We start from the raw sequence: 5,935 nt of genomic DNA, 5'->3' as shown, positions 1-5,935 counted from the left end.
GCAAGGGGCGCTCCATCGGTTCATATCAGCAACGATGGATGCAATATCCTCGCCGCCGCCCCATAGCATCTCCCTTGCAGGCTTTCGGACGCCAGCCGCCGAATACGCGGCGCCGTCCCTCATGCGGCCGGCATCCGAAACCCTTCACAAAGGCGACATTCGAAATAAACGAGACCACTTGCGGCTGCCTACCGGACGCCCAGTTCTTTGATCGCCAGAGCCGAAAGCTGCGCCGGGCCATGGAAGACCTTGATGCAGGTTTTTCGCCATAGGTCCTCGGGACTGGAGGTTGTTAGAGTCGATGTCGGCGACGGTAGATTGGTGATTAGCGCTGAAATGTTCTCGCGAAAACAGGAACGACCCCCACACAGGTCGAGTTAAGTCGACGAAACCCACTCGTGAGGGAGCCGAAGCCATGGCCCGTGCAACAGCCCATCCGGATCATCAATGCATCTCAAGCGAAGACATTCATGGAACCGAGGTTTATGGAGCAGATGGAAAGAATATCGGTGAGATTGATCATCTCATTATCGACAAGATGTCAGGTCGCGTAGCCTATGCCGTCATGAGCTTTGGCGGATTTGCTGGGTTGGGGCACAGCCATTATCCCATTCCATGGGGTGCTCTGACATATGATAAGTCGCTTGGTGGTTTTCGAACCAATATCACCGAACAGCAGTTGAGGGACGCGCCTGAATTCAGTGATGACTCGTGGCAGGCATCGAGACTGGGAAACGCGAACCCACCGGTACTATGGAATGCCTACGTACTGGGAGGGGCGAGGTGGCCTATAACACTAGGCAGCGCATCCAAAAATTCCCAATCGTGCGTGCCAACTGGCTGATTTGAAGAGCTGATCAACCAGCCCCCGGTGAGGCGGCCGATGCTGTGGCGGGTTGCTCGTGTTTGGGAGCGTCCCAAAGTATGTGGTCAACTTCCTTTTTTGCGCGGGGTTGCGGTGGAGTTGTTACAAGAGGCCCAATTTGCGGCGCTTGATTTCATGCGCCGCGCACAGGGACAGGTGCTGGGCGCGATCGGATTTGATCCTGCCGAACTGACGCATCGGAGACTTGCCAGTGGAGCTTATTGGCGGCTTCGGGATTATGGAGGCCCCGGCCCAGAGACATCGCTGCTCATTGTCGCCGCTCCAATCAAGCGGCCCTATATCTGGGATCTCGGGCCAAACGTCAGCGCCATCCGCTACTGCCTGAGATACGGCGTGCGCGTATACCTCCTCGAATGGATTGCGCCGTCACCATCAGGCGGACATATCGGGCTCGATGAATGTGTGAGAGCCATATCCGAATGTGTGGCGACAATCACAACCGAGCCGAAAGCGGCAAAGCCCTTCCTGATCGGCCACTCGCTTGCCGGGACGTTAGCGGCAGCCTTTAGCGCATGCGAACCGCGAGCTGTCCGCGGTCTATTGCTTCTCGGCGCGCCCCTTTGCTTTCAACCAGGGACAAACCGATTTCGTGATGCGCTCGTCTCGATGATTCCGCCTGATCTGAGTGAAACGAACATCATTCCGGGGTCGCTGCTGTCGCATGCAAGCGCTTTCGCCTCCCCTGATACATTCGTATGGTCCCGGTTGATGGATGCAGCAATGAGCATTGGCGACTTACGGGCGCTGGATGTCCACGCGCGGGTTGCGCGCTGGGCGCTTGACGAAGCCCCGCTCCCGGGGAGGCTGATCCATCAGATTGCCGAATGGCTGTATCGAGAAAACCGGTTCTGCTGAGGCACCCTTGCCGTGCGAGGTGGCACGGTCGGCCCGTCATGTCTTGACCTTCCGACCCTCGCGGTCGTCAACACGGCAGACAAGGTTGCGCCGCTCGCCTCGATTGAACCGTTCCTTGATGCGTTGCCTACCAAGGATGTCTCGCTCATCAAATACTCCGGCGAGATCGGGGTTGCATTGCAGCACCTCGGAATTCTTGTAGGGCGGGAGGCGTACCGGCGTATCTGGCCGAACATCATCGCTTGGCTGGTGGCGCATCGCTGAAAGGCCGATCCCGGCGGCATCTGCCCTCCTTGAGAAGTCCGAGCTTTCCGCTTCGCGAGGGAGATATGCATTGTGACGAGCCGAGGTCGCCAGTGGGTCAAGAACGGCAATGAACTGACTCAACAAGATTTCTGCTAAGCCCTCGAAAGCTGACATCGGGCCTTCATCGTGCGCGGCAGCTTGGATGGTAATCCGAAGCACCTGTCACACCGCTATTTCACTTACCCTTCCGGCATTGCGCCTTGCAGGCCGCACGTGACTGAGAGCTGGTGCCGTAAACGCAACTACGGCCGCAGTAGCCAACACAAGTTTTTTCATAAGACATCCAAGTATGGGCAAAGCGCGGACGCTCAGAACAGCGCGTAATTCGACAGCTCGATCGTGACGGCGTTGAAATCTCGGTCGAGCGTGCCGTCCGGATTGATCCTGAACACGCTGCGACGGGTGGAATATTTCAGTCCGTTGACGTCGACATAGTCGAATATGAAGTGCGCGGCGGGCGTGTCCGCCCATACATCAACCGGATAGTCGTGGCGGCGGAGCAACCCATCCGAATCGAAGTAGAAGCGCTGTTCCGGCTGTGGCTGAGGACGCCTTCCGGTAACCGCACGGCTACGCCACGAAGCGTCTCACCCTCGTTCTCGATCGGAGCAACGTCGCGCGCTTCATAGCCCGGCTCGCGGTGGAATTCGCTCGTCGCGCGCCGCGACACCGGGATCAAAGGAGCGCCTTTCGGCTCCCAGAGCTCGCCGCCGGTCAGGATGGTCGATGCTATACCCTTGAACTTGACCCAGCGGTCGTGCCCACCATGCGCTTCCAGTGCTACTTTCAACAACGGGGGCAATGCGTCGCTCATCGCGCTTCTCCTCAGATGAGATTCACGAAGGACCGTCTAATGTGCCTTAATCCTGGATCATGAAAGGGGCTTTCAGGTGAACTCCCACCATCAGACGGAAATGAGCCCATAGGGCAACCCTGAAGGCTTCTGCACGGCCATGGCGACGTTGTACACCCGCGCTCCGGCGGGCGTGCTGCCCTCATACTTCCCGCGATGCGCATGACCATGCACGACGGCGCAAACTTTGAAGCGATCAATGGTCTCTGCAAGGCGCGAGCACCCGAGGAAGGGATAGATTTCGAGAGGTTCACCCTCCACCGTATCGACAATCGGGGCATAGTGAAGGACCACGACGGCGCGCCGGCTGTTCACCGTGCGCATGATGTTCTCCAGCCGCATCGCTTCATTCATCGCTTCGGCAACAAACGTCTTGATCGCCGGCTCGCCGAAAGAGCTTAGCATTCGTGGACCAAATCCGCCGGCAAAGCCCTTCACACCAATAAATGCCACACCATTAACTTCGGCTGCCTGGCCATCGAGCAGGTGTACGCCCGCGTCACAAAGGATTCGTTTCACCTCGTCGGCATGTCCCGACTCGTAATCGTGATTCCCAAGCACGCCGATTACTGGGATAGAGCAGACACGCAGTTCTTTAGCGAGGATTTCCGCTTGTGCCGGAGTTCCGGTATCGGTGAGGTCGCCGCAAAGGACCAGGGCGCCGGCACTCCTCGAGATTGCTTGAAACAATTCACGAAGCGAGCCCGACTGCCCATCCTTCACATGAAGATCGCCGATGCTTGCAAATGTGAATGAACTTGCATCATCGTTCATTGCCGCACTCGTCTCCGACATTCAGAAAGCCCCATTTCTCGGTCGCACTTCGGTAATCGGAGCTGGAAAGCAACCGACCGCGGCAGAGTTTCGTCGCCGGTGGCGGACCTTCCCGCTGCCGACTCAATCGTTCAAGGAGATCGTCAAGCAGCCAATCTGGAATGGCATCTCGCTCGCTCGGATAGATCCAACGAAACGTGAGCAGATGACAAAGCAGTATCTCCCAATGTGGGTTCATGTACATGATCAGGCGCTGCCAATCGATTGCTTCTCGCTGCTTAAGAATGAGATGGACGATATCGACGCCATCATGACGGTTACGCTTCTGGATGAACGCCTTGGACCAGATCAGCTCGGTGGGGTTGATCACAGGCACGCGATGCCCGAGCACTTGAGCCTGCGCTGCATACTGAAACCACTCTTCCTGAACCGGCACGGCGCCATTGCTGGAGCCAAAGATGACGTCAACGAAATCGCGGCCGCGATGAACTTTTCCCAGCCAACTTTCATCCGCCGATACCCGATTGTTCCGCTGTAGGTGAGAGAGCAGGCGGGGGAATTCCGCGGCAGTCGTAAAAATGTCTAGGTCCTTTGTCGGGCACCGCGCGTGGGTATAGAGATTTACGGCGTAGCCGCCTCCGATCATGAACGGAAGATCCGATTCGAGTAGATGCCTCAGGACATTTGAATAGAACTGCTCCGTATCGGTAAGAGACGCGAGCTTGAACGCATCGACATCTGCCGAGCGTTCCGTACCCAGCGCTGCAATCTGGCGATCTCGCGCTTGCACTGATCACTCCATTTGTTCCTGAATACTAATCGGCGCGCATCGTGGAAGTTCCTTTGAGTTCCGAATTAAACGACGCGGCGAACGGCCGGGCGGCAGCAGAAGGCGCGCGAAGGGGCAGGGCACAAGCTTCCTAGCGACCCTGCCGCCGTGGCTCCGGGGAGAGTGGTGATTCCATCATCGCCCTGCCCTCACGATGAGTTCCTTCAATAACGCGCCCGCCTCCAGGCACTTCGCCTGGTGTTTAAGGGTGTGCGACGACGGCACCTGAACCATGGCATTGATGTCCTGGATCGCGTCCTGCAACTTGAGGAGAATATCCTGTGGCGGATGTCGGGCCAATCTTTGCCCGGACAGGTGCCGGTCAACCGCGGATTTCATTCGGTCACATGGCCGCTGCTTTGCTCTTCAATCTAAAACGCGGTGAAGCCTTGCGGCTCGCACGATCTCACGTGAACGTCGTCGTTTGCGAAACTAGAGTACGCCCGCTCGCCTGCGACGGCCTAGTTGGCTGCCCGTTCGTTCTAGTTCACCAAGAACTTGGTTCAGAGAGATCGGCTGCGGAGCAATTCTCGGTTTGGCGAAAACCTGTTGGCTACTTTTAACGCGCTGTGCTCATCCGTCTCCAAGGCAACCTTTTGGGCAAGAATGACATCCCCCGCCGGCAGGCGGCCAAGAGGCATGAAACACAAACCCATCTTGAGACGGCCCGCATAATTGATCTCATAGACGTTCGGCGGAACTATCCCATAATAGATGCGGTATCGTTTTCCGCTGTCGCAACCGACGACCTCGAAATAGCCTGAGTCATCGAATTGCTCTCGTTGGTCTGGCGATAGCCAGTCCCGCATAAGCCGCAAGCCGCGCGCTTCGCTCGTATTCGGCTAGAACTTTCCGGTACAGCTTGCGCAGAGCCTTGATGCGCGACCAAGCCTCCACTGGCGGGGAGATCACGTGAAATAGCCCGATCCTCTTTGCGTGCGACTGGTTGAACATCCGGATCGCCTCGGGTGTTGGCTTCAACAGGACCTCGCAGCCCTTCCGTTCGAAATAGGCTTCGGCTTCCGGTGATAGGTTGACGACGTTGCCCATCTGACCCGAGCCAATGACGACCTGGTCGCACCCTTTCTCAAAGAGAAATTTCGCCTCGACTTTTGAAAGTATGTGCGACGTACCATAGAGCTTCTGTGATAACTTCTTTTTCCGCTTCACAACCTTGCCGGAAAGGCGAATGACCACGTCGTGCTCATACGTCTTTCCATCAATCGTAATCGCGCCAAATGAGGTGCTTTCAATCCTCATCGCGACCTCCTTCTAATCAGGCTCCCACCCCAACGCGCAGCGGTGAGGCGCCAGAAAGTCTTTCCTCGAACCAAGTTTATGGAGCTTCTGAGGACGTCCGCAACGGGTGTGCGCCGTGACAAGGCGGCGCTTTCCAGTGGGTGCAAGTCCCACCCGGCAAACGCTCCAGCCG

The 5,935-nt window shown here is 57.2% G+C and carries 6 protein-coding genes and 3 pseudogenes; 2 read left to right on the top strand and 7 right to left on the bottom strand.

The annotated features are described in order from the left end of the window. Nucleotides 1-415 precede the first annotated feature (415 nt). A pseudogene (locus ACZXDY_RS44265) lies at nucleotides 416-794 on the top strand (PRC-barrel domain-containing protein). Nucleotides 795-883: 89 nt separating this feature from the next. Next, nucleotides 884-1,741, top strand: coding sequence for an alpha/beta fold hydrolase (locus ACZXDY_RS44260; protein WP_464349812.1), 858 nt, complete (start codon nucleotides 884-886; stop codon nucleotides 1,739-1,741). Between the two features lie 36 nt (nucleotides 1,742-1,777). Here the strand turns inward: ACZXDY_RS44260 and ACZXDY_RS44255 are convergent, their stop codons facing one another. The 7 genes and pseudogenes from ACZXDY_RS44255 to ACZXDY_RS44225 form a co-directional block, all read right to left on the bottom strand. Then, complete coding sequence (locus ACZXDY_RS44255) at nucleotides 1,778-2,161, bottom strand: hypothetical protein (protein WP_464349811.1); 384 nt, start codon at nucleotides 2,159-2,161, stop codon at nucleotides 1,778-1,780. Nucleotides 2,162-2,355: 194 nt separating this feature from the next. Further along, nucleotides 2,356-2,550, bottom strand: coding sequence for a hypothetical protein (locus tag ACZXDY_RS44250; protein ID WP_464349810.1), 195 nt, complete (start codon nucleotides 2,548-2,550; stop codon nucleotides 2,356-2,358). Nucleotides 2,551-2,951: 401 nt separating this feature from the next. After that, nucleotides 2,952-3,674, bottom strand: coding sequence for a metallophosphoesterase family protein (locus ACZXDY_RS44245; RefSeq protein ID WP_464349809.1), 723 nt, complete (start codon nucleotides 3,672-3,674; stop codon nucleotides 2,952-2,954). After that, complete coding sequence (locus ACZXDY_RS44240; RefSeq protein WP_464349808.1) at nucleotides 3,664-4,464, bottom strand: hypothetical protein; 801 nt, start codon at nucleotides 4,462-4,464, stop codon at nucleotides 3,664-3,666. Before ACZXDY_RS44240 ends, ACZXDY_RS44245 begins: the two co-directional genes overlap by 11 nt. Before the next feature lie 174 nt (nucleotides 4,465-4,638). Then, entirely contained in the window at nucleotides 4,639-4,842 is a 204-nt protein-coding gene (locus ACZXDY_RS44235) for a hypothetical protein (RefSeq protein WP_464349807.1), read from the bottom strand. A 164-nt stretch (nucleotides 4,843-5,006) separates the two neighbouring features. Beyond that, nucleotides 5,007-5,382 (bottom strand): annotated as a pseudogene (locus tag ACZXDY_RS44230) (hypothetical protein). Nucleotides 5,383-5,448: 66 nt separating this feature from the next. Further along, nucleotides 5,449-5,763: pseudogene (locus ACZXDY_RS44225) on the bottom strand (Mth938-like domain-containing protein); the annotation flags it as partial. Nucleotides 5,764-5,935 lie beyond the last annotated feature (172 nt).

It is taken from the genome of Bradyrhizobium sp. LeoB3 (assembly GCF_055456055.1).
The sequence above is the reverse complement of the archived record's forward strand: the minus strand, read 5'-3'. Positions and strand labels throughout refer to the sequence as shown.

Excerpts from the sequence above, each read along its gene's own strand:
- ACZXDY_RS44260 (WP_464349812.1), top strand. The coding sequence starts at position 884 with ATGCTGTGGCGGGTTGCTCGTGTTTGGGAGCGTCCCAAAGTATGTGGT.
- ACZXDY_RS44255 (WP_464349811.1), bottom strand. The coding sequence starts at position 2,161 with ATGTCAGCTTTCGAGGGCTTAGCAGAAATCTTGTTGAGTCAGTTCATT.
- ACZXDY_RS44245 (WP_464349809.1), bottom strand. The coding sequence starts at position 3,674 with ATGAACGATGATGCAAGTTCATTCACATTTGCAAGCATCGGCGATCTT.
- ACZXDY_RS44235 (WP_464349807.1), bottom strand. The coding sequence starts at position 4,842 with ATGAAATCCGCGGTTGACCGGCACCTGTCCGGGCAAAGATTGGCCCGA.